This is a genomic window from Streptococcus bouchesdurhonensis, assembly GCF_948472335.1.
On record NZ_CAOKTW010000002.1, the window covers coordinates 243,279 to 266,610 of the forward strand.

The following is a 23,332-nucleotide window of genomic DNA, read 5'->3' on the forward strand; positions in this document are numbered from 1 at the left end:
CTTCGATTGTTTTCTTATTATTATACCTTATCAAAGGAGGGGTGGCAAACTTTTCCCTTGACTAGATGCATATTTGGGATGAGATTAGAATTCTGTTAAAAAAAATGATATAATAAAATTTATGGATAAAAATAAGATTATGGGATTAACCCAAAGAGAAGTCAAGGAAAGACAGGCTAAGGGTTTGGTCAATAACTTTACCGCATCAGCCAGTACTAGCACTTGGCAAATCGTTAAACGAAATGTCTTTACCCTTTTTAACGCTTTGAACTTTGCCATTGCTTTGGCACTAGCCTTTGTGCAGGCCTGGAGCAATCTGGTCTTCTTTGCCGTTATCTGCTTTAACGCTTTTTCTGGAATTGTGACCGAACTACGGGCCAAACACATGGTGGACAAGCTCAATCTCATGACCAAGGAAAAGGTCAAGACTATTCGTGATGGCCAAGAAGTGGCTCTGAATCCGGAAGAATTGGTTCTAGGAGATGTCATTCGTTTGTCTGCAGGAGAGCAGATTCCCAGTGATGCCTTGGTTTTGGAAGGCTTTGCGGAGGTTAATGAAGCCATGTTGACGGGGGAAAGTGATTTGGTGCAAAAGGAAGTGGAAGCCTTGCTTTTGTCAGGAAGTTTCCTAGCCAGTGGGTCAGTTTTATCTCAAGTTCACCATGTCGGTGCAGACAACTATGCTGCCAAACTCATGCTGGAAGCTAAGACAGTGAAACCGATCAACTCCCGTATCATGAAATCTCTGGACAAGCTAGCTGGTTTTACTGGAAAGATTATCATTCCTTTCGGTCTGGCTCTCTTGCTAGAAGCCTTGATTTTAAAAGGCCTGCCTCTCAAGTCATCCGTTGTAAACTCGTCGACAGCTCTTTTGGGAATGTTGCCTAAGGGAATTGCCCTTTTGACTATTACTTCGCTCTTGACAGCGGTGATTAAGCTGGGCTTGAAAAAGGTCTTGGTGCAGGAGATGTACTCTGTTGAGACCTTGGCGCGCGTGGATATGCTCTGTTTGGACAAGACGGGTACCATCACCCAAGGAAAGATGCAGGTGGAGGCCGTTCTTCCACTGACGGAAACTTATGGTGAAGAGGCTATTGCTAGCATCATGACCAGCTACATAGCTCATAGTGAGGATAAAAATCCAACAGCTCAAGCCATTCGAAAGCGTTTTGTGGGAGAAGTTACTTATCCTATGATTTCCAATCTTCCCTTCTCTAGCGACCGCAAGTGGGGAGCCATGGAGTTAGAAGGTTTGGGAACAGTTTTCTTAGGTGCACCTGAGATGTTGCTGGACTCTGAAGTCCCTGAAGCCAGAGAGGCCTTGGAGAGAGGTTCACGTGTCTTGGTCTTAGCTCTCAGTAAGGAGAAATTAGACCATCACAAGCCGCAGAAACCATCTGATATTCAGGCTCTAGCCTTGCTGGAAATCTTGGACCCGATTCGAGAGGGAGCAGCAGAGACGCTGGACTATCTCCGTTCTCAGGAAGTGGGCCTCAAGATTATCTCTGGTGATAATCCAGTTACGGTATCCAGCATTGCCCAGAAGGCTGGTTTTGCGGACTATCACAGCTATGTAGATTGCTCAAAAATCACGGATGAGGAATTGATTGCTATAGCTGAGGAGACAGCTATTTTCGGACGTGTTTCCCCTCATCAAAAGAAACTCATCATCCAAACGCTGAAAAAATCAGGACATACAACGGCTATGACAGGGGACGGGGTTAATGATATCTTGGCCCTTCGTGAGGCAGATTGTTCCATCGTAATGGCTGAGGGAGATCCAGCGACTCGTCAGATTGCCAATCTGGTTCTCTTGAACTCAGACTTTAATGATGTTCCTGAGATTCTCTTTGAAGGTCGTCGTGTGGTCAATAACATTGCCCATATCGCCCCGATTTTCTTGATAAAGACCATCTACTCATTCTTGCTCGCAGTTATCTGTATCGCCAGTGCTCTTCTGGGACGGTCTGAATGGATCTTGATTTTCCCCTTCATTCCAATCCAGATTACTATGATTGACCAGTTTGTGGAAGGTTTCCCACCATTCGTTCTGACTTTTGAGCGAAATATCAAACCTGTTGAGCCAAATTTCCTCAGAAGATCCATGCTTCGTGCTCTACCAAGTGCTCTCATGGTTGTGTTCAGCGTCCTGTTTGTGAAAATATTTGGAGCGAGTCAAGGTTGGTCTGAGATAGAAATCTCAACCCTACTTTATTATCTGCTTGGGTCTATTGGTTTCTTATCCGTATTTAGAGCCTGCATGCCATTTACCCTATGGCGTGTCCTCTTGATTGTTTGGTCAGTAGGAGGCTTCCTAGCCACAGCTCTCTTCCCAAGAATTCAAAAAATGCTTGAAATTTCGACACTTACAGGACAAACGCTACCTGTTTATGGTATCATGATGTTGGTCTTTACCGTGATTTTCATCCTGACTAGTCGCTATCAAGCCAGAAAATAAAGAAAGGCTGCAATCTGTGGATTGCGGTCTTTTTAGGTACAAGATTGCCAGCCGAAATGTGGTATAATAAGAGGTAATAGAGTTTGGAAAGTGAGAGAAGATGATTTCAAAGAGATTAGAATTGGTAGCTTCCTTTGTACCACAGGGAGCCATTTTATTAGATGTGGGAAGTGATCATGCTTATCTGCCCATCGAGTTGGTTGAGAGAGGACAAATCAAAAGTGCCATTGCAGGTGAGGTGGTGGACGGGCCCTACCAATCTGCAGTCAAAAATGTTGAAAGTCACGGGTTAAAGGAGAAAATCCAGGTTCGTTTAGCCAATGGCTTGGTAGCCTTTGAAGAGGCAGACCAAGTGTCGGTCATTACCATTGCTGGTATGGGTGGCCGTTTGATTGCTAGGATTTTAGAAGAAGGCTTGGACAAGTTAGCTAACGTAGAGCGTTTGATTCTCCAGCCCAATAATCGTGAAGACGACTTGCGCATTTGGTTGCAAGACAATGGTTTTCAGATTGTGGCAGAAAGCATTCTAGAAGAAGCTGGCAAGTTTTACGAGATTTTGGTGGTGGAAGCAGGACAAATGAAGCTATCAGCAAGTGATGTTCGATTTGGCCCCTTCTTGTGCAAAGAGGTCAGTCCAGTCTTTGTCCAAAAATGGCAAAAAGAAGCTGTTAAGCTAGAATTTGCCCTCGGACAAATTCCAGAAAAAAATCTGGAGGAACGTCAAGTTCTAGTAGATAAAATTCAAGCCATCAAGGAGGTTCTCCATGCTAGCAAGTGAAGTAATTAACGTGTATGAAGCCTTTTGCCCTCAGGAATTTTCTATAGAGGGAGACAGTCGTGGTCTGCAAATTGGCACTTTGGACAAGGACATCCAAAGTGTCATGGTGGCTCTCGATATTCGTGAAGAAACGGTGGCTGAAGCCATTGAAAAGGGTGTGGATTTGATTATCGTCAAGCACGCGCCGATTTTCCGTCCCATCAAGGATTTGGTAGCTAGCCGTCCACAAAATCAGATTTACATTGATCTCATCAAGCATGACATTGCAGTTTATGTCAGCCATACCAATATTGACATCGTTGAAAATGGTCTCAATGACTGGTTCTGTCAGATGCTAGGAATCGAGGAGATAACTTATCTTCAGGAGACAGGTCCTGAACGTGGAATTGGACGTATTGGGAATGTTCTGACTCAGACCTTTGGGGACTTTGCCCAGTATGTCAAGCAAGTATTCGGCCTAGATAGTCTTCGAATGGTGCATTATCAAGAGAATGACTTGCAGAAACCTATTTCAAGAGTGGCCATCTGTGGTGGAAGCGGGCAGTCATTCTATAAGGATGCTTTAGCTAAAGGAGCGGATGTCTATATCACTGGTGATATTTACTACCACACTGCCCAGGATATGTTGTCTGATGGCTTGCTGGCATTGGATCCAGGTCACTATATCGAAGTGCTGTTTGTGGAAAAAATCGCAGAGCTTCTTAATCAATGGAAAGGAGAAAATGGCTGGACAATTGATATTGTACCTAGTCAAGCATCGACCAATCCTTTCCACCATATCTAGTTAGAAAGTGAAAATAATGAAAAATTGTACTAGTATAATTATGGTAAACTGAAACTACACTAGTACAAATGTGATTCTGAGACATTGTTGAGACTGGATTTTTTTGTAAAACTTATACCCGAAATTTTATAAATAAAAAAATACAATAGTCCTCGTTTTTTGCAGTTTAATCAAAAAATCCAATACATATAATTAGAAAGATAACAATTTACTATAAAATACTCTAAAAACAGAAAAAATTAAATGTTTTTCCTTGCAAAATTCGGGGGGGGGGGGTGGTATAATTGCTACTAGACTGTATACTCTTCATAGGAGGTATAGTGGGGTAAATAGTCGTAAGTTGCTATTTAATATTATTGTCAATTGAAGAGGAAAATGACATGTTCTCTTCAATCATATCTTTAAGGAGAAAGAGTTATGGATTTTAGAAAGTCTAACAGAGAAAAGGTCTTCCGTTACTCCATTCGTAAGTACCACTTTGGTGCCGCCAGTGTTGCGGTTGCCGCATTGATGTTTTTTGCCAACGGTGCAGTAGCAGCGAGTGAGACAGTCACTCCAGCTACAACTAATGACGTGGTCGCTGGATTTGATGGTAACCCTGATGGGGCTCTGCAGGAGTCGGATGAGGGAGAGTCGAAGGAGGTTGTACTTGAGCAACTTGCTGAAGGCAAGATCACAAAGGAGATAAAAGGGCAAGGGAGGTCAGCGGAAGGATCTAATCAAGGACAGACAGTAGCTGCCCCTAAAACTACTGGAGTAGACTCTAGCCAGCCAGAGTCTGTTCAAGAAAGTCCTCAGGTGAGAGAGAAAAGGGCAGGATCTGCTGACACGATAGCAGCCAAAACAAGCAGCACTGGAGTCCTTCAGCCTCGGGTGCTCAAAGACAGCCAGTCTGACTATGACCTTATTCCACTTGACGATGATGAGGATGATACAGAACAGGATGAACAACCGTTAAACACTTTGGTGACAACAGCGATTCAACCTCGTTCAAGAGGAAGCAGACAAGAAGTTCCTTCAGGCTACATAGCTGTGCCAAGTAATGCTTATGTAGATGGGATCAACTACTTTTTAGAAGATGGACATGCAGGTTCACCTTATGCCCGTGGAACCTATGTCTATGGTTCGCAACGTTCAAGAGCATATTGGGACGGAAAAGAGTTTCGTATTCCGGAAGCGAAAGATTTTATCTACGGGATAGTCAAGAAAACAGAAACTGGTTTTAAATGGGAGATTGATATCAATAAGGGAAAAGTAGGACGGGGTCCACACCACTACTTATCAAATACTTTTTGGTTTACCCTACCTAAAAACCACACTGTAAAAGCAAACTCAGTAACTATTTCTCGTTATGATCATAGGACTGGTGGCACCACTGCTACTAGTGGAGATGCAGGTAACGGAGAGGATCAAATCCTAAAGGCCTTACAATCAGCTGATGGAATTAGTGATGAAAAGCAGGGGACTGTTGCATCAACAGGAGCGGCAGCAAAAAGTGGAGGTTATGGTTATCGGACGGATAGTCTGGATGGCTTAGCCAAGGAAGAAGTTAACTGGTGGGTGCAGAAAGGTTTCTACTACCATGCTGATAAAAACTTCCCAACTGAAGTTGAGAAAAAGGCAGCTTCTAAATACTCTGGTATCAAAAATGAAACCGAGAAAGTCTACACCTTCTCTTTGGACGGAGGACGTGATGATAGCTACCATTTGACCTTTGAGACGACTTCCCCAGATACGACTTTCCGTAATCTCTATTACGCCTTGGGTGTTAAAGGGTTTAGGCTGTCAGGGAAATCAGTTAATCGCTTGCTAGTCAATCAGTGGTACGGTAGAGCTGCTTATGAAGGAGACCAGGCTGAGAAGTATCCTACTCAGTTGGAAGGAAATGGCTACTATCAGATTGTACAAGGGCGAATTTGGCAGCCGAAAAATAATAATGTATCAACAACTCCAGGTACCTCTTCATCTTTAATTGCTAAAAGCGATGGAGGCATTGACCTTGAATCTTACTTTAAAAATAGGGATAAGGTAGGGGATAATGCTGAATCACATCCAACTTCTTATAATCTTTTTAAGGACGGCGTCAAAGTTGAAAACAACAAAGAAGCTGCAGACACTATCGTCAATACTCCGGGAGTGAAATCTTATCTTGTAGAGCGAATCTTTGCTGACGGTTCTGGTGAATTGGTTCAGTTAAATTTTGTTGTGAAACCGAAAAAACCAAGTTTAAATACTGATTTGCAAAAGCAAGCAGGGACGATAAAGGATATCACTGCAACTAACGGAACCAAAGGTGTAGAGATGGTTCTCTACCATGACGGAAAAGAAGTAGCAACCAGTATTGCTGGTGATGATGGAAATGCAACCTTCAAAAATGTTGTTATTACAAAAGGTTCTTATACTGTCAAGTCACGTGTTTCAGGTCAGTCTTATTTGACTGCAGAAGGCAAGCGAACTTCACTCTTAGAGTCTGAATCATCAGATGCTAAAGTAGCCAACTACGATAGCAGTCAGATTCGTATTGGGTTTGGACAAAGTGGAGAGGGCGGAGCAGCTTCTAGCTTGGAGACAAGTAAGTATAAAGCACTATATCTTGACAGTTATACTGGAAAGCAACTACAAGTGCTGGTTCGAGTTCCAGGTGGTAAGTCTATCAAAAATATTGAAGTAACTAATTTAGAAAACACGGGCTTGGTTCAGGGTGAAGTGGAGCATGAGGGACCCCTAAGTAGCAAGAAGTCATTAACAGGAACTATTAACAAAACCAATTCAGGTATCCATCAAATTACTGTTACGGTTACAACCGCAGATAATACAACCAAGACAGAAAAACTCTATCTATACATTCCATTTACGAAACCGAGTTTTGCAACAACAGCTGAGAGTTTGAAAGGAAAGACTACAGGAAAACCTATCATCAAAGCAAACTCTGGAACAAAAGGAGAAGCAGCAAATATTCCTGATAAAGCAAAACTGAAAACCTTCTTGGTTAAAGGTGGGAATGATGTGGATGCTGTAGGCACAGGTGCTTCTGATAATAAGCCTAAAAAAGCTACTGGCTATACTATTCTTGCTAGTGGTGATGTTAAGGCGGATGGAACAGTTGAGTTTACTCCTGATAAGTATAGACAAGAATTGGTGGGGAATGAGGAACTTCGTCTAGTTACGGCAGTGGTTAAGGAAGGTACAGATGAACCTGTTTTAGACTATCTTGTATCACCACTATCAGAATCGCTTAAACTAGAACTTCCTACAGAAGTTAGCCGTGACTTTGTAAGCCCAGCAGAAAAAGTTACCGTTGAAAATCCAGGTAGTCTAAATCAAACCGAGAAAGATAAGCTAAAAAAAGCTATTGAAGATGCTAATCCAGGATTTAAAGTTGAAATAACAGATGATGGTAAGGTTCAGGTGACCAGACCGGATGGACAAGAGGAAGAAGCTGCTGTCAGTGATTTTGTGAAACAAAATGGGCAAGCAGATTCTGCAGATGATTCGACTTCTCCAAAAGAAATCCAAAACCAACTGAAAAAGTGAAGGTAGCTAATCCAAATAAGCTAACCAAAGAGGAATTGACGAAGATTACTCAGAAGGTTCAGGAGAAAAATCCTGGTGCTACTGTAAACGTTGGGCAAAATGGAGATGCCTATGTTGTACAACCAGATGGAACAAGTGGCTTGATTTCCCACAAAGATTTGTTGGAGCTGACAGAAGAGCAAAAAGAAGCTGCAAAGAACCGTAAACCGTTAGTCAACCCAGAGCAGAAAGTACCTGTAACCGATCCAGAGAAACTAAATTCTTCAGATATTGAAAAGATTAAGAAGGCTCTACAAGCTGCTAACCCAGGAGCGACTGTTACAGTGGATAGCGATGGAAATGCAACTGTTACAAGTCAGGACGGATCAGAAAGTAAGTTTATCTCACGAGATGACTTGGTTACAAAAGTGACGGTCCAAGCGCCTCAATCTCCAACTATCTCACAAGATAAAGAAACTCTAACGGTAACATCAATGGTAGGTCAAGACGAAGCTACTAAGGTTATGCTTACGTATACAAATGCTACTGGACAAGAAAAAACTGTTGGTTTTACTAAAACTGGTAGCAACTGGAATAAGGATGACGCCAATGCAGATAGCACAATTTCGATTATAAATGATGAAAATGGACTGGGCAAAATCCTAATCCAAGCTGAAACAGCAGAAGCAGGTTCAACAGTTACAGTTAAGCAGCAGAAGGACGGCTCTGACTTTAGTATAGCAGCTACTACTAAGGTTTTAGGAAGATTAGAGGATGTAAGTGGTATAGCCCAACCAGATGGTTCGGTTGTAATTACTGTACCGCAGGAAGCTACTGAGTTTGATTTGACTTATCATAATCAAACTAGTAATCGTTCAGAAACACAACATTTTAGAAAAACTGATCAAGGATGGAGTGCTGTTGCAGGAATTACAGCTAGTGGCAATAGCTTTACCCTTCCAAAAAGTTTAGTAAAAGACGGGACGGAAGTTGCGGTAAAAGCTTCTAGCGCAACGAAAATTTCAGAGACTAAACGAATTAAGGCTAAGTTTGAACAACCGAGTGCAACAACTAGTGCTACACGTCAAAATGGAGATGTAGAAGTTACATTACCGACAGATGCAGAAAAAGTGACCTTAACTTATAAGAACAAACAAAATACCAATGCCACAGTAACACTGGTTAAACGAGGAAATAATTGGAGCTCTTCAACAACCTTACCAGATGGTATCAGTCTAGCAAATGGTAAGGTTACACTTGACTATACAAAAGTGAACAGGAATACAAATATCACAACAGCCTCTACTAGAGGAAATGGCGATGTTGAATCTCAAGCAAATAACCAAAATCATCCTATTCCAGAACACACAGCTCCGACGACTAAGACGATTACAAAAGTAATCGGTGAAAATCCTACAAATGCAGAGTTACTTGCTGCTGTAGATGTAGCTAACAAAGCATCAGCTGTACTGAAAGAAGGAACACAGTATCCAACTACAGTAGGGAACCATACTCTTGACGTTGTTGTTACTTATACAGATCAAAGTACAGAAAACGTAAGAGTAACGTATGTGGTGAAACCAGCAGACAAGACAGCTCTAACGCAAGCGAATAACGATTTAGCAAGCGAAGTAGCAAGTCAACCAACTACAGATGACAAGCCACAAAGCAAAGTTGACGCATATACTAAAGCAAAAGAAGCGGCGGATAAAGCAGTGGAAGCAGCGAAAAAAGTAATAGCGGACGACAATGCGGCACCAGAAGCTGTACAAGCAGAGCTAGCGAAAGTAAACGCAGCCAAAGCAGCCTTGAAAGCGGCAGAAGATGCCGTAACAACCGCAGCGACAACTACAGCGAAAAATAAACTAACTGAGGATAAAGCGAAGTTAGATGAAGCTGTAAGTACAGAAGGTAAGACACCAGAAAGTATTCAAGCATACGAAGCCGCTAAGAAAGAAGCAGAAGCAGATGTTGCAGCAGCGAAGGAAGCAGCCAAAGCAGTATTAGCTAAAGGTGACAATGCGACAGCAGCTGAAGTTCAAGAAGCGCAAGAAAAAGTAACAGAAGCGCAAGGTAAGTTAGACAAAGCGAAAGAGCAGTTAGTCGACAAAGCAGACAAGACAGCTCTGGTAGTAACGCCAGTAGCAGACCCAGCGCATTTAACAGAAGCCGAAAAAGCCAAAGTTAAAGAAGCCGTAGTTGTAAAAGACAATGGAGACGTAACTGTCACATTACCAGATGGAACAACTAAAGAAATTCCATCGACAGAAACCGTAGAGAAATCTAAGGTAGAGGTAACGCCAGTAGCAGACCCAGCGCATTTAACAGAAGCCGAAAAAGCCAAAGTTAAAGAAGCCGTTTCGTTGTAAAAGACAATGGAACGTAACTGTCACAACAGCAACTAAAGAAATTCCAACGTAGTTGTAAAAGACAATGCCAAAAAGCCAAAGTTAAAGAAGCCGTTTCGAAAGCTAACCCAACAGCCACCAACGTAGTTGTAAAAGACAATGGAGACGTAACTGTCACATTACCAGATGGAACAACTAAAGAAATTCCATCGACAGAAACCGTAGAGAAATCTAAGGTAGAGGTAACGCCAGTAGCAGACCCAGCGCATTTAACAGAAGCCGAAAAAGCCAAAGTTAAAGAAGCCGTTTCGAAAGCTAACCCAACAGCCACCAACGTAGTTGTAAAAGACAATGGAGACGTAACTGTCACATTACCAGATGGAACAACTAAAGAAATTCCATCGACAGAAACCGTAGAGAAATCTAAGGTAGAGGTAACGCCAGTAGCAGACCCAGCGCATTTAACAGAAGCCGAAAAAGCCAAAGTTAAAGAAGCCGTTTCGAAAGCTAACCCAACAGCCACCAACGTAGTTGTAAAAGACAATGGAGACGTAACTGTCACATTACCAGATGGAACAACTAAAGAAATTCCATCGACAGAAACCGTAGAGAAATCTAAGGTAGAGGTAACGCCAGTAGCAGACCCAGCGCATTTAACAGAAGCCGAAAAAGCCAAAGTTAAAGAAGCCGTTTCGAAAGCTAACCCAACAGCCACCAACGTAGTTGTAAAAGACAATGGAGACGTAACTGTCACATTACCAGATGGAACAACTAAAGAAATTCCATCGACAGAAACCGTAGAGAAATCTAAGGTAGAGGTAACGCCAGTAGCAGACCCAGCGCATTTAACAGAAGCCGAAAAAGCCAAAGTTAAAGAAGCCGTTTCGAAAGCTAACCCAACAGCCACCAACGTAGTTGTAAAAGACAATGGAGACGTAACTGTCACATTACCAGATGGAACAACTAAAGAAATTCCATCGACAGAAACCGTAGAGAAATCTAAGGTAGAGGTAACGCCAGTAGCAGACCCAGCGCATTTAACAGAAGCCGAAAAAGCCAAAGTTAAAGAAGCCGTTTCGAAAGCTAACCCAACAGCCACCAACGTAGTTGTAAAAGACAATGGAGACGTAACTGTCACATTACCAGATGGAACAACTAAAGAAATTCCATCGACAGAAACCGTAGAGAAATCTAAGGTAGAGGTAACGCCAGTAGCAGACCCAGCGCATTTAACAGAAGCCGAAAAAGCCAAAGTTAAAGAAGCCGTTTCGAAAGCTAACCCAACAGCCACCAACGTAGTTGTAAAAGACAATGGAGACGTAACTGTCACATTACCAGATGGAACAACTAAAGAAATTCCATCGACAGAAACCGTAGAGAAATCTAAGGTAGAGGTAACGCCAGTAGCAGACCCAGCGCATTTAACAGAAGCCGAAAAAGCCAAAGTTAAAGAAGCCGTTTCGAAAGCTAACCCAACAGCCACCAACGTAGTTGTAAAAGACAATGGAGACGTAACTGTCACATTACCAGATGGAACAACTAAAGAAATTCCATCGACAGAAACCGTAGAGAAATCTAAGGTAGAGGTAACGCCAGTAGCAGACCCAGCGCATTTAACAGAAGCCGAAAAAGCCAAAGTTAAAGAAGCCGTTTCGAAAGCTAACCCAACAGCCACCAACGTAGTTGTAAAAGACAATGGAGACGTAACTGTCACATTACCAGATGGAACAACTAAAGAAATTCCATCGACAGAAACCGTAGAGAAATCTAAGGTAGAGGTAACGCCAGTAGCAGACCCAGCGCATTTAACAGAAGCCGAAAAAGCCAAAGTTAAAGAAGCCGTTTCGAAAGCTAACCCAACAGCCACCAACGTAGTTGTAAAAGACAATGGAGACGTAACTGTCACATTACCAGATGGAACAACTAAAGAAATTCCATCGACAGAAACCGTAGAGAAATCTAAGGTAGAGGTAACGCCAGTAGCAGACCCAGCGCATTTAACAGAAGCCGAAAAAGCCAAAGTTAAAGAAGCCGTTTCGAAAGCTAACCCAACAGCCACCAACGTAGTTGTAAAAGACAATGGAGACGTAACTGTCACATTACCAGATGGAACAACTAAAGAAATTCCATCGACAGAAACCGTAGAGAAATCTAAGGTAGAGGTAACGCCAGTAGCAGACCCAGCGCATTTAACAGAAGCCGAAAAAGCCAAAGTTAAAGAAGCCGTTTCGAAAGCTAACCCAACAGCCACCAACGTAGTTGTAAAAGACAATGGAGACGTAACTGTCACATTACCAGATGGAACAACTAAAGAAATTCCATCGACAGAAACCGTAGAGAAATCTAAGGTAGAGGTAACGCCAGTAGCAGACCCAGCGCATTTAACAGAAGCCGAAAAAGCCAAAGTTAAAGAAGCCGTTTCGAAAGCTAACCCAACAGCCACCAACGTAGTTGTAAAAGACAATGGAGACGTAACTGTCACATTACCAGATGGAACAACTAAAGAAATTCCATCGACAGAAACCGTAGAGAAATCTAAGGTAGAGGTAACGCCAGTAGCAGACCCAGCGCATTTAACAGAAGCCGAAAAAGCCAAAGTTAAAGAAGCCGTTTCGAAAGCTAACCCAACAGCCACCAACGTAGTTGTAAAAGACAATGGAGACGTAACTGTCACATTACCAGATGGAACAACTAAAGAAATTCCATCGACAGAAACCGTAGAGAAATCTAAGGTAGAGGTAACGCCAGTAGCAGACCCAGCGCATTTAACAGAAGCCGAAAAAGCCAAAGTTAAAGAAGCCGTTTCGAAAGCTAACCCAACAGCCACCAACGTAGTTGTAAAAGACAATGGAGACGTAACTGTCACATTACCAGATGGAACAACTAAAGAAATTCCATCGACAGAAACCGTAGAGAAATCTAAGGTAGAGGTAACGCCAGTAGCAGACCCAGCGCATTTAACAGAAGCCGAAAAAGCCAAAGTTAAAGAAGCCGTTTCGAAAGCTAACCCAACAGCCACCAACGTAGTTGTAAAAGACAATGGAGACGTAACTGTCACATTACCAGATGGAACAACTAAAGAAATTCCATCGACAGAAACCGTAGAGAAATCTAAGGTAGAGGTAACGCCAGTAGCAGACCCAGCGCATTTAACAGAAGCCGAAAAAGCCAAAGTTAAAGAAGCCGTTTCGAAAGCTAACCCAACAGCCACCAACGTAGTTGTAAAAGACAATGGAGACGTAACTGTCACATTACCAGATGGAACAACTAAAGAAATTCCATCGACAGAAACCGTAGAGAAATCTAAGGTAGAGGTAACGCCAGTAGCAGACCCAGCGCATTTAACAGAAGCCGAAAAAGCCAAAGTTAAAGAAGCCGTTTCGAAAGCTAACCCAACAGCCACCAACGTAGTTGTAAAAGACAATGGAGACGTAACTGTCACATTACCAGATGGAACAACTAAAGAAATTCCATCGACAGAAACCGTAGAGAAATCTAAGGTAGAGGTAACGCCAGTAGCAGACCCAGCGCATTTAACAGAAGCCGAAAAAGCCAAAGTTAAAGAAGCCGTTTCGAAAGCTAACCCAACAGCCACCAACGTAGTTGTAAAAGACAATGGAGACGTAACTGTCACATTACCAGATGGAACAACTAAAGAAATTCCATCGACAGAAACCGTAGAGAAATCTAAGGTAGAGGTAACGCCAGTAGCAGACCCAGCGCATTTAACAGAAGCCGAAAAAGCCAAAGTTAAAGAAGCCGTTTCGAAAGCTAACCCAACAGCCACCAACGTAGTTGTAAAAGACAATGGAGACGTAACTGTCACATTACCAGATGGAACAACTAAAGAAATTCCATCGACAGAAACCGTAGAGAAATCTAAGGTAGAGGTAACGCCAGTAGCAGACCCAGCGCATTTAACAGAAGCCGAAAAAGCCAAAGTTAAAGAAGCCGTTTCGAAAGCTAACCCAACAGCCACCAACGTAGTTGTAAAAGACAATGGAGACGTAACTGTCACATTACCAGATGGAACAACTAAAGAAATTCCATCGACAGAAACCGTAGAGAAATCTAAGGTAGAGGTAACGCCAGTAGCAGACCCAGCGCATTTAACAGAAGCCGAAAAAGCCAAAGTTAAAGAAGCCGTTTCGAAAGCTAACCCAACAGCCACCAACGTAGTTGTAAAAGACAATGGAGACGTAACTGTCACATTACCAGATGGAACAACTAAAGAAATTCCATCGACAGAAACCGTAGAGAAATCTAAAGTTAACGCCAGAAGCGCATTTAACAGAAGCCGAAAAAGCCAAAGTTAAAGAAGCCGTTTCGAAAGCTAACCCAACAGCCACCAACGTAGTTGTAAAAGACAATGGAGACGTAACTGTCACATTACCAGATGGAACAACTAAAGAAATTCCATCGACAGAAACCGTAGAGAAATCTAAGGTAGAGGTAACGCCAGTAGCAGACCCAGCGCATTTAACAGAAGCCGAAAAAGCCAAAGTTAAAGAAGCCGTTTCGAAAGCTAACCCAACAGCCACCAACGTAGTTGTAAAAGACAATGGAGACGTAACTGTCACATTACCAGATGGAACAACTAAAGAAATTCCATCGACAGAAACCGTAGAGAAATCTAAGGTAGAGGTAACGCCAGTAGCAGACCCAGCGCATTTAACAGAAGCCGAAAAAGCCAAAGTTAAAGAAGCCGTTTCGAAAGCTAACCCAACAGCCACCAACGTAGTTGTAAAAGACAATGGAGACGTAACTGTCACATTACCAGATGGAACAACTAAAGAAATTCCATCGACAGAAACCGTAGAGAAATCTAAGGTAGAGGTAACGCCAGTAGCAGACCCAGCGCATTTAACAGAAGCCGAAAAAGCCAAAGTTAAAGAAGCCGTTTCGAAAGCTAACCCAACAGCCACCAACGTAGTTGTAAAAGACAATGGAGACGTAACTGTCACATTACCAGATGGAACAACTAAAGAAATTCCATCGACAGAAACCGTAGAGAAATCTAAGGTAGAGGTAACGCCAGTAGCAGACCCAGCGCATTTAACAGAAGCCGAAAAAGCCAAAGTTAAAGAAGCCGTTTCGAAAGCTAACCCAACAGCCACCAACGTAGTTGTAAAAGACAATGGAGACGTAACTGTCACATTACCAGATGGAACAACTAAAGAAATTCCATCGACAGAAACCGTAGAGAAATCTAAGGTAGAGGTAACGCCAGTAGCAGACCCAGCGCATTTAACAGAAGCCGAAAAAGCCAAAGTTAAAGAAGCCGTTTCGAAAGCTAACCCAACAGCCACCAACGTAGTTGTAAAAGACAATGGAGACGTAACTGTCACATTACCAGATGGAACAACTAAAGAAATTCCATCGACAGAAACCGTAGAGAAATCTAAGGTAGAGGTAACGCCAGTAGCAGACCCAGCGCATTTAACAGAAGCCGAAAAAGCCAAAGTTAAAGAAGCCGTTTCGAAAGCTAACCCAACAGCCACCAACGTAGTTGTAAAAGACAATGGAGACGTAACTGTCACATTACCAGATGGAACAACTAAAGAAATTCCATCGACAGAAACCGTAGAGAAATCTAAGGTAGAGGTAACGCCAGTAGCAGACCCAGCGCATTTAACAGAAGCCGAAAAAGCCAAAGTTAAAGAAGCCGTTTCGAAAGCTAACCCAACAGCCACCAACGTAGTTGTAAAAGACAATGGAGACGTAACTGTCACATTACCAGATGGAACAACTAAAGAAATTCCATCGACAGAAACCGTAGAGAAATCTAAGGTAGAGGTAACGCCAGTAGCAGACCCAGCGCATTTAACAGAAGCCGAAAAAGCCAAAGTTAAAGAAGCCGTTTCGAAAGCTAACCCAACAGCCACCAACGTAGTTGTAAAAGACAATGGAGACGTAACTGTCACATTACCAGATGGAACAACTAAAGAAATTCCATCGACAGAAACCGTAGAGAAATCTAAGGTAGAGGTAACGCCAGTAGCAGACCCAGCGCATTTAACAGAAGCCGAAAAAGCCAAAGTTAAAGAAGCCGTTTCGAAAGCTAACCCAACAGCCACCAACGTAGTTGTAAAAGACAATGGAGACGTAACTGTCACATTACCAGATGGAACAACTAAAGAAATTCCATCGACAGAAACCGTAGAGAAATCTAAGGTAGAGGTAACGCCAGTAGCAGACCCAGCGCATTTAACAGAAGCCGAAAAAGCCAAAGTTAAAGAAGCCGTTTCGAAAGCTAACCCAACAGCCACCAACGTAGTTGTAAAAGACAATGGAGACGTAACTGTCACATTACCAGATGGAACAACTAAAGAAATTCCATCGACAGAAACCGTAGAGAAAAAATCTGGTAATAATAGTACTGATACTAGCAACAGTGGCAACACCAACAATGGAGCTACTACCAACCCTGCTGGCAGCAATAGCAACAGTGTGACACCAGATAACAGAGGCAATACTCCAGCCCCTGGTGTGACAATTGACAATAGTAGCAATACGACCCTTACTACTCCATCGTCTACTGTTGGACAGGCACAAGCAAGCACTTCGACTCAAGAAACGCCAGTTTCTACAAGCACTCCAAACAATTCAGGAACTACAGTGACTCCTAACGAGACTCGTCCTGTTGACAAGTCTGAGCTTGCTCGATTGGTTGAAGGATTGGAAAGTCGTTTGAAAGATTTGGATGATATAGATAGTACAATGCTTGAGTCAGCTAAAGCTCTTCTTACAGAGATTAAACAAGCTCTTAATGACGAAAGTTTGACAGAGTCCGATTTGCGTGATATTGTTAGAAGAGTGAGAGAGGTAATAGACTCCTTAAAAGGTGTGAAAGAAGACCAGCAAAATCAAGAAAAAGATCAGATGAAAGACGATAGTCAGACAACTACTGAATTTTCATATGTAGTAATGATTGGCAGTCTACTTGCCCTTCTTGGGCTCCTTCTCTTCCTCATCGCGCGTCGTAAGAAAGAGTCAGAACTCAAGAAATTGGTCAAGGAACTAAGCAAGCTTGAAGCAGAATTGGATTCTACAAATGTGGATACGAAAGTTCTCGACCAAGCACGAGAAGCTCTCGCTCAAGCAGTTGCTTTCCTAGCCAATGAGAAAGAGTCTGACCACACAGAAGACGAGTTGATTGAGAAACTCAAAGCGATTCTTGCTCAGCTAAGATAAGCGACATGTTGAAATATCGCAGGCGACCATAGAAGTTACTACATTGCTGGATAATGACGATAGGAAAAGTTAGTCGCAAACCTGTAGTGGGAATATACCAGCTTCTAGTGGGGAAGTGGTTCTGGGAACAGGACACCGTCTTTTAAATGGGAATGCTTCCTCCTCTAGTACAAGTAGAAGTCTTTGATGGTAGAGTAAGATAAAGAAGAAACACGAAACAAGTAAGATAGTTCATGAAATGGAACTGAAAATTGCTGGTGTGGACTCTTGAAGGAAGTAATGGATAGAAAGAAGTTGAAAAGCGTCTTTCTATCCATCTTTCTTTAGGAGTTGATGTAAGCGCTCTCTATCACTTGGTTTTGTCAGATGATTGTGCTCTCCATAACCAACCATACGTATATCATATATAGTAGATTGAAATAAGATATGAACAAAGAGATTGAGAAAGTCAAATTAATTTCTAGAAATATTTTAGAATCCGTAGCCTACTATTCTAGGCTCAATATACTACACTTAAAAAATATTTCTATTGATTAATAGGGATTATTGTGGTATAATCTAGGTAGATTAGAAGTCATCAAAGGTGCAGCAATGTATAACTAGGTGACCTTTTTTCATATAGTGGAGACTGTTAGAATGAATGTTGCCATATTTGAATTAACAAATTTCAAGGAATATATTCCTTGAAATATTGATATAGTTGATAAAATACGATTAGTTTATAATCCTGTGTTAGCACCTACTACGTTAAAAATGGCGATTGAACCTGCACTGACAGAAGAAGAATTGTATCAACATATGAAAGATAAATCTCATTAGGATTTTTCATATAATGTTGATGATGAATTTTATAAAAAGGATTGCGTAGATTTATGGTAAATTGGTTAATCGTCAGTATATTTTAGCTAAGTAAGCCTACTTATTTGATAGTTACCTTAGAAATTTCCTTCAAGAAATATTGGAGAGAATTGAAGTCTTTTTGAAAAAGAGTACCGCTGATGCTCTGACGCTTGGATACCAAAAAACTATTTATATTTTTGAAGACGATGATTTATATTTTTCTGAACAATCTAAATACTGCAAGGATAACCCTAAACGTCAGGATACTGTCTTGAAAACAAAGTATCATTTATCGCGGTTTATTTTTGAAAAACAAGATGATTCCATAGTAAAGAATCAGATTAGACAATATGGTGTTGTGTTGCCTTGGACTGTTTTTCGTTTAATGACATTTGGAAATATATCATCATTTCTTGTCGCCTTACAACCAGGTTATCGAAATAAGGTTGCTGCTTATATTAGTTTGCTCTTGTATAAGGATGATAAAATTCCAGCTAAAATCTTATTGTCCTGGTGTAATGCACTTCGATATCTTAGAAATATATGCTCATATAATGGCAGATTATATGAACGCTTACACCATACCTTACCTGCTCTTCATCATTCTGATAAGGAGTTATTGGAGACAAACTCAGAGAATGATGATAAGACATTATTTATTTATTTATTTTATAGCAATGAGACATCTTATTTTGTCCATGTCCCTAGAAACCCAGAATTTTTGGAATAAAAAATACAAAATTTACTAGAAGAAGGAAGTAGAGAACAAGTTGATTTGAGACACTACGGTCTTCCAGAGGACTGGGTGAACTTATTGACAATTAAGAATAGGATAATCTCTTAGATAGATAATTATTGGAAAGAATAAGATAGTATGGAGGTCTAGTATAAAACAAAATAAAGGGCACAAAACTTTTTTATTCTGTGTTGTGCCTTGAGTGAAACAAAAGGAATAAATTATAACAATGAAAAAAGTTGCCATTATTGGAGCAGGAATTGTGGGGACAACAGCTGCCTACTACCTCTCGAAAGAAAGTGACCTAGAGGTAGCCGTCTTTGACCATGGACAAGGTCAGGCTACCAAGGCTGCAGCAGGAATTATCAGTCCTTGGTTTTCCAAACGCCGCAATAAAGCTTGGTACAAAATGGCGCGCTTGGGGGCTGATTTTTATGTGGATTTATTAGCTGATTTAGAGAAATCAGGGCAAGAAATCGACTTTTACCATCGTTCGGGAGTCTTTCTCCTGAAAAAGGATGAATCCAAGTTGGAAGAACTCTATGAATTAGCCCTCCAGCGCAGAGAAGAATCTCCCTTGATAGGGCAATTAGCCATTCTGGACCAAGCATCATCTAATGAATTATTCCCTGGTTTGCAGGGATTTGACCGTCTGCTCTATGCTTCTGGTGGAGCGAGAGTAGATGGCCAACTTTTAGTGACTCGTTTGCTGGAATCCAGTCATGTCAAGCTGGTCAAAGAAAAAGTGACTCTGACACCGTTAGCATCAGGCTACCAGATTGGTGAAGAGGAGTTTGAGCAGGTTATTTTGGCGACGGGAGCTTGGTTGGGGGATATGTTAGAACCCTTGGGTTATGCTGTGGATGTCCGTCCTCAGAAAGGACAGCTCCGAGATTATCAGCTGGCCCAAGACATGGAATTTTACCCTGTTGTCATGCCAGAAGGGGAATGGGATTTGATTCCTTTTGCAGGTGGCAAATTGTCCCTAGGTGCTACCCATGAAAATGATATGGGATTTGATTTGACGGTAGATGAAATCTTGCTCCAGCAAATGGAGGAGGCAGCCTTACCTCACTATCCAGTTTTAGCTAGAGCGACTTCAAGGGCTGAGCGTGTGGGAATCCGTGCCTATACTAGTGATTTCTCTCCTTTCTTTGGGCCAGTGCCAGAATTGGCAGGTGTCTACGCTGCTAGTGGACTAGGTTCATCAGGCCTCACAACTGGTCCTATTATTGGTTACCACCTAGCTCAATTGGTCAAAGGCAAGGAGTTGACTTTGAACCCTGAAAACTACCCAATTGAAAACTATGTCAAACCTAGTAAAAAGCGAATAATACTCAATGAAAATCAAAAAACAAACTAGGAAACTAGCAGCGGGCTGCTCAAAGCACTGCTTTGAGGTTGTGGATAGAACTGACGAAGTCAGCTTAAAGCACTGCTTTGAGGTTGTGGATGGAACTGACGAAGTCAGCTTAAAACACTGTTTTGAGGTTGTGGATGGAACTGACGAAGTCAGCTTAAAACACTGTTTTGAGGTTGTGGATGGAACTGACGAAGTCAGTAACCATACCCATGGCAAGGCGAAGCTGACGTTGTTTGAAGAGATTTTCGAAGAGTATAAGCATTTTACTGAAATTTTATCTTACCCTCTAGGATGGCAAATGACATTCCCTATCAAAAATGGTAAAATAAGAAAAAATAATCCGAGAATCGAGGAATTAAGATGCAAGAAAAGATTTTGCTAACGGGTGGAGCAGGTTTTATCGGAACCCACACTGTTATTGAGTTAATCCAAGCAGGTCATCAGGTTGTTGTGGTGGATAACCTTGTCAACAGCAATCGCAAAAGTTTAGAAGTTGTTGAGAAAATTACAGGAGTTGAAGTACCTTTCTATGAGGCAGATATCCGTGATATAGATACTCTTCGTGACATTTTCAAACAAGAAGAACCAACAGGGGTCATTCACTTTGCTGGCTTGAAGGCTGTCGGTGAATCTACTCGTATCCCTCTTGCCTATTATGACAACAATATCGCTGGAACTGTTAGCCTTTTGAAAGCTATGGAAGAAGCCAACTGTAAAAACATCATTTTCAGTTCTTCTGCGACAGTTTACGGGGATCCGCACACAGTGCCCATCTTGGAAGATTTCCCACTTTCAGTGACCAACCCATACGGTCGTACCAAGCTCATGCTAGAGGAAGTTTTGATAGATATCTACAAGGCAGACTCAGAATGGAATGTTGTCTTGCTTCGTTACTTTAACCCAATCGGAGCCCATGAGAGTGGTGATTTGGGAGAAAATCCAAACGGTATTCCAAACAATCTCTTGCCATATGTGACTCAAGTAGCCGTTGGAAAATTAGAGCAAGTGCAAGTGTTTGGAGACGATTACGATACGGAAGATGGAACAGGTGTTCGTGACTATATCCACGTTGTCGATTTGGCTAAGGGTCACGTTGCAGCTTTGAAAAAAATCCAAAAAGGTTCAGGACTAAACGTTTATAACCTTGGAACTGGTAAAGGTTACTCAGTTCTTGAAATTATCCAAAACATGGAAAAAGCGGTGGGACGTCCTATTCCTTACCGCATCGTAGAACGTCGCCCAGGTGATATCGCTGCCTGCTACTCAGACCCAGCAAAAGCTAAAGCAGAACTGGGCTGGGAAGCAGAACTCGACATCACCCAAATGTGTGAAGACGCATGGCGTTGGCAAAGCAAGCATCCAAATGGATTTGAAGACTAAGATGATGATTTCAATCATCGTCCCTTGTTTAAACGAAGAGGAAGTACTTCCTCTTTTTTATCAGGCTCTGGAAGCTTTACTTCCAGATTTGGAAACAGAAATCGAGTATGTCTTTGTCGATGATGGATCAAGTGATGGGACCTTGGAACTCTTAAAGGCCTATCGGGAGCAAAATCCGCAGTTCATTATATTTCTTTCTCTCGAAATTTTGGCAAAGAAGCAGCCCTTTATGCAGGCTTGCAATATGCGACAGGAGATTTGGTGGTAGTGATGGATGCAGACCTCCAAGATCCTCCTAGTATGTTGTTTGAGATGAAAAATGTACTAGACAAAAATGTAGACTTGGACTGCGTTGGGACACGGAGAACTAGTCGGGAGGGAGAACCCTTCTTTCGCAGTTTCTGTGCTGTTCTCTTTTATCGCCTCATGCAAAAAATCAGCCCAGTAGCTCTGCCGTCGGGTGTCCGTGATTTTCGTATGATGAGAAGGTCTGTGGTCGATGCCATTTTAAGTTTGACTGAGTCCAATCGTTTTTCTAAGGGACTCTTTGCCTGGGTCGGCTTTAAAACCCACTATCTGGACTATCCAAATGTCGAAAGGCAGGCTGGCAAGACCAGTTGGAGTTTTAGGCAACTCTTTTTTTACTCCATTGAAGGGATTGTTAATTTTTCAGATTTCCCTTTGACTATAGCCTTTGTAGCTGGTCTCCTATCTTGTTTTCTTTCTCTGCTGATGACCTTTTTTGTTGTGGTTCGGACCCTCATTTTGGGCAATCCGACATCTGGTTGGACCTCTCTGATGGCTGTTATTCTCTTTCTTGGAGGCATTCAACTCTTGACCATTGGGATTCTCGGTAAATATATCAGTAAGATTTATTTGGAGACTAAAAAAAGACCACTTTATCTTATCAAAGAAAAAAGTTATCATAGATCATGAAAAAGTAGGAATTATCTGGCGCAGTCACTTTTTTGTAATTATAATTCTTTTGGTCTGGAACTTGAGTGATTTTTAAAAAAATTAGGGATTTGACATGATATAAATGAACTATGTGGAATAAATTTACTGCAAAGACGATAACTTAATAAATAAAACATTCAGGAGGGTTATTTTATGCTAAGTAAAGAGGATTATACTGAAGAAATCGGGCTAATAAAGAAACAAAATTATGTAGAGGTTGAACTGTATCCTTTAGTTGCTGATATAATTAAGCCAACTTTAAAAGATAGTTTATCAAAAAGATATGTCTTCGGAAGACAAAGAAGGGGTTTGGGACAAATTTATTATGGTCTAAGTAATTTTCCTGATATAGTTATTTTAGATAAGACTTATGAAAACAAATCTAGGAAAAGTATAAAAATTGAAAATGGAAGGAACTTCGAGGATGCGTGGAAGTTAAGAATTTAAATTATAGTTTAATTACAGAGGAAAAAATCAAATCAACCATATCGAACAGTTTTGAACATATAACTGGAGAGATGGGACAACTTATTGGAGACCTTTTATGGTATAAAAAAGTAATTTATACAAATGGAATTGAATGGAGATTTCTAAGTTTAGATGACAAGGAAGAGATAGATAATACAATTGTTGAAGTAGTTAACAAAAGAATAGAAACAGAAGAAGCGGGAAATTCTTTTGATTGGTGGAAGAATATTAAAGATTTATCGTTCAATTATACGGATATATGCCTATCTAAAGATTGTAGACGAGAGTGGAATGAATTTGTAAAAAGGGTAAAGGAAATAGAATGGTAGAAGTCTATTCTCATTGAGGAATTTAGATTATAAGTTGCAGTAAGATTTATCTGGAGACTAAAAAAAGACCACTTTATCTCGTTAAAGAAAAAAGTGATCTTCCTGATTTTACAGAAAAAAATAAAGTGAAAAGACTATAATTTTACATGGAAATATGCTAAACTAGAAAGAGTGAAACGTTCTT

Annotated in this window: 13 protein-coding genes and 3 pseudogenes; all 16 read left to right on the forward strand. The window is 41.4% G+C overall.

Translation table 11 applies throughout. The annotated features are described in order from the left end of the window. Positions 1 to 121 precede the first annotated feature (121 nt). The gene (locus QMQ21_RS03980) at positions 122 to 2,458 is read left to right on the forward strand and encodes a cation-translocating P-type ATPase (RefSeq protein WP_166735802.1); all 2,337 of its coding nucleotides are present in this window, start codon (positions 122 to 124) and stop codon (positions 2,456 to 2,458) included. Between the two features lie 100 nt (positions 2,459 to 2,558). Further along, positions 2,559 to 3,236, forward strand: coding sequence for a tRNA (adenine(22)-N(1))-methyltransferase (locus QMQ21_RS03985; RefSeq protein ID WP_000624065.1), 678 nt, complete (start codon positions 2,559 to 2,561; stop codon positions 3,234 to 3,236). After that, positions 3,223 to 4,020 carry a Nif3-like dinuclear metal center hexameric protein gene (locus tag QMQ21_RS03990; protein WP_000881159.1) on the forward strand — a complete coding sequence of 266 codons (798 nt, stop codon included), beginning with the start codon at positions 3,223 to 3,225 and terminating at the stop codon, positions 4,018 to 4,020. The genes QMQ21_RS03985 and QMQ21_RS03990 overlap by 14 nt, the downstream gene beginning before the upstream one ends. Before the next feature lie 417 nt (positions 4,021 to 4,437). Then, a complete protein-coding gene (locus QMQ21_RS03995) occupies positions 4,438 to 7,554 on the forward strand; it encodes a YSIRK-type signal peptide-containing protein (RefSeq protein WP_261813954.1) in 3,117 nt (1,038 codons plus the stop codon). Between the two features lie 35 nt (positions 7,555 to 7,589). After that, positions 7,590 to 9,902 (forward strand): MiiA motif-containing surface protein, encoded by a 2,313-nt coding sequence (locus QMQ21_RS04000; RefSeq protein WP_261813955.1) that lies wholly within the window; start codon positions 7,590 to 7,592, stop codon positions 9,900 to 9,902. A gap of 17 nt (positions 9,903 to 9,919) precedes the next feature. Then, positions 9,920 to 14,197, forward strand: coding sequence for a MiiA motif-containing surface protein (locus tag QMQ21_RS19410; protein ID WP_425603952.1), 4,278 nt, complete (start codon positions 9,920 to 9,922; stop codon positions 14,195 to 14,197). Positions 14,198 to 14,222: 25 nt separating this feature from the next. Continuing rightward, a pseudogene (locus QMQ21_RS19415) lies at positions 14,223 to 16,199 on the forward strand (MiiA motif-containing surface protein); the annotation flags it as partial. A 132-nt stretch (positions 16,200 to 16,331) separates the two neighbouring features. Continuing rightward, positions 16,332 to 17,075 carry a hypothetical protein gene (locus QMQ21_RS04015; protein WP_261813958.1) on the forward strand — a complete coding sequence of 248 codons (744 nt, stop codon included), beginning with the start codon at positions 16,332 to 16,334 and terminating at the stop codon, positions 17,073 to 17,075. A gap of 958 nt (positions 17,076 to 18,033) precedes the next feature. Beyond that, positions 18,034 to 18,645, forward strand: coding sequence for an Abi family protein (locus QMQ21_RS04020; protein ID WP_050207918.1), 612 nt, complete (start codon positions 18,034 to 18,036; stop codon positions 18,643 to 18,645). Positions 18,646 to 18,880: 235 nt separating this feature from the next. Further along, on the forward strand, positions 18,881 to 20,014 hold the full coding sequence (locus QMQ21_RS04025; protein WP_261813959.1) for an NAD(P)/FAD-dependent oxidoreductase: 1,134 nt from the start codon (positions 18,881 to 18,883) through the stop codon (positions 20,012 to 20,014). Continuing rightward, on the forward strand, positions 19,992 to 20,396 hold the full coding sequence (locus tag QMQ21_RS04030) for a hypothetical protein (RefSeq protein ID WP_261813960.1): 405 nt from the start codon (positions 19,992 to 19,994) through the stop codon (positions 20,394 to 20,396). Before QMQ21_RS04025 ends, QMQ21_RS04030 begins: the two co-directional genes overlap by 23 nt. Continuing rightward, positions 20,375 to 21,394 (forward strand): UDP-glucose 4-epimerase GalE, encoded by a 1,020-nt coding sequence (galE, locus tag QMQ21_RS04035; protein WP_023936965.1) that lies wholly within the window; start codon positions 20,375 to 20,377, stop codon positions 21,392 to 21,394. The genes QMQ21_RS04030 and galE overlap by 22 nt, the downstream gene beginning before the upstream one ends. Position 21,395: 1 nt before the next feature. Beyond that, positions 21,396 to 22,330: pseudogene (locus tag QMQ21_RS19420) on the forward strand (glycosyltransferase family 2 protein). Positions 22,331 to 22,504: 174 nt separating this feature from the next. Beyond that, entirely contained in the window at positions 22,505 to 22,798 is a 294-nt protein-coding gene (locus QMQ21_RS04045; protein WP_261813961.1) for a hypothetical protein, read from the forward strand. Then, on the forward strand, positions 22,780 to 23,148 hold the full coding sequence (locus tag QMQ21_RS04050) for a hypothetical protein (RefSeq protein WP_261813962.1): 369 nt from the start codon (positions 22,780 to 22,782) through the stop codon (positions 23,146 to 23,148). The genes QMQ21_RS04045 and QMQ21_RS04050 overlap by 19 nt, the downstream gene beginning before the upstream one ends. 38 nt (positions 23,149 to 23,186) lie before the next feature. Then, a pseudogene (locus QMQ21_RS04055) lies at positions 23,187 to 23,288 on the forward strand (group 2 glycosyl transferase); the annotation flags it as partial. Positions 23,289 to 23,332 lie beyond the last annotated feature (44 nt).

Excerpts from the sequence above, each read along its gene's own strand:
- QMQ21_RS03980 (WP_166735802.1), top strand. The coding sequence starts at position 122 with ATGGATAAAAATAAGATTATGGGATTAACCCAAAGAGAAGTCAAGGAA.
- QMQ21_RS03985 (WP_000624065.1), top strand. The coding sequence starts at position 2,559 with ATGATTTCAAAGAGATTAGAATTGGTAGCTTCCTTTGTACCACAGGGA.
- QMQ21_RS03990 (WP_000881159.1), top strand. The coding sequence starts at position 3,223 with ATGCTAGCAAGTGAAGTAATTAACGTGTATGAAGCCTTTTGCCCTCAG.
- QMQ21_RS03995 (WP_261813954.1), top strand. The coding sequence starts at position 4,438 with ATGGATTTTAGAAAGTCTAACAGAGAAAAGGTCTTCCGTTACTCCATT.
- QMQ21_RS04025 (WP_261813959.1), top strand. The coding sequence starts at position 18,881 with ATGAAAAAAGTTGCCATTATTGGAGCAGGAATTGTGGGGACAACAGCT.
- QMQ21_RS04030 (WP_261813960.1), top strand. The coding sequence starts at position 19,992 with ATGAAAATCAAAAAACAAACTAGGAAACTAGCAGCGGGCTGCTCAAAG.
- galE (WP_023936965.1), top strand. The coding sequence starts at position 20,375 with ATGCAAGAAAAGATTTTGCTAACGGGTGGAGCAGGTTTTATCGGAACC.
- QMQ21_RS04045 (WP_261813961.1), top strand. The coding sequence starts at position 22,505 with ATGCTAAGTAAAGAGGATTATACTGAAGAAATCGGGCTAATAAAGAAA.